2 protein-coding genes are annotated in these 1,041 nt (G+C 70.4%); one reads left to right on the top strand and one right to left on the bottom strand.

The features are described 5' to 3' along the window. Positions 1-689, bottom strand: a 689-nt coding sequence (locus AC1DVT_RS20420; protein ID WP_477391249.1) for a Mur ligase family protein, incomplete at its 3' end; no start/stop codon positions are given. A 105-nt stretch (positions 690-794) separates the two neighbouring features. Here AC1DVT_RS20420 and AC1DVT_RS20415 point away from each other — a divergent pair. Then, positions 795-1,041 (top strand): site-2 protease family protein (locus tag AC1DVT_RS20415; protein WP_477391247.1); only part of this gene is annotated, 247 nt, incomplete at its 3' end.

Raw genomic sequence — 1,041 nt, 5'->3', positions numbered from 1 at the left:
TGGGTGAGGTTGGTGAAGCCGGCGACGTCGAAGACGAGGCCGTCGACCCGGTGCCGGCTGAGAGCCTGAGCGCTCACCTCGACGGCGACGGCTTCGACACCGCGCTCGCGCATGAGGGCGAGGAGCGCGTGGAATTCGGAGGCCTCGGGAGTGGTGAGCCGCGACACGATGACGTCGCCGGCGATGTGGCGCTCGGCGGTCGAGGAGAGGCCGGTGACGACGCCGAGCTGGCCGAGGATTCCCTCGAGCAGGTGCGACACGCTCGTCTTGCCGTTCGTGCCGGTCGTGCCGAACAGGATCGGGAGGTCGTCCTCCGCTCCGGTGCCGTAAACCCAGGCGGAGAGTTCGCCCAGCATGGCCCGCGGGTTCTCCACCACGACCACGGGAAGCCCGGAGCCCTCGGCGAGGGCCGCGCCCTCGGCATCCGTCACGATCGCGACCGCGCCCTTCGCCGCAGCGGCGGGAGCGAACTCGGCACCGTGGCGGTTGACGCCCTTGATCGCGACGAACGCCTCGCCGGCGCGCAGGTCGGCGGTGGCGAGGGTTATTCCGCTCAGCTCGACGCCGGACGTCTCGCCGCGCGAGGACTGGGCGAAGCGCGCCACGAGGTCCTGCAGCGACCTGACAGGCGGGTGCTCCGGTCGGAGGACGGGCGGGAGATTCGAGGGGGCGGCGTCGGCAGTCGGCATGGCGCATCCATCCTCTCATCCGGCGGTCGTTTCGGATGGGGGTTGCACAGGCTCGGGGAGCAAGGTCACGGCCCACTCCTAGGTGAGCGCGGGTACGGTTGCCCTGTGACTGCCATCGCCTTCCTCATCGGCATCCTCGTCATGGTCGTGGGCCTTGCCGTGTCGATCGCGCTGCACGAGCTCGGGCACCTGCTCCCCGCCAAGCGGTTCGGCGTGCGGGTCGGCCAGTACATGATCGGCTTCGGGCCGACTCTCTGGTCGCGGCGCAAGGGCGAGACCGAATACGGGTTCAAGGCGATCCCGCTGGGCGGCTACATCTCCATGGCGGGCATGTACCCGCCCTCCCCACGGC

The sequence above is a fragment of the Microbacterium sp. P2_F9 genome, assembly GCF_056403635.1.
This window is presented reverse-complemented; position numbering and strand designations above follow the sequence as displayed.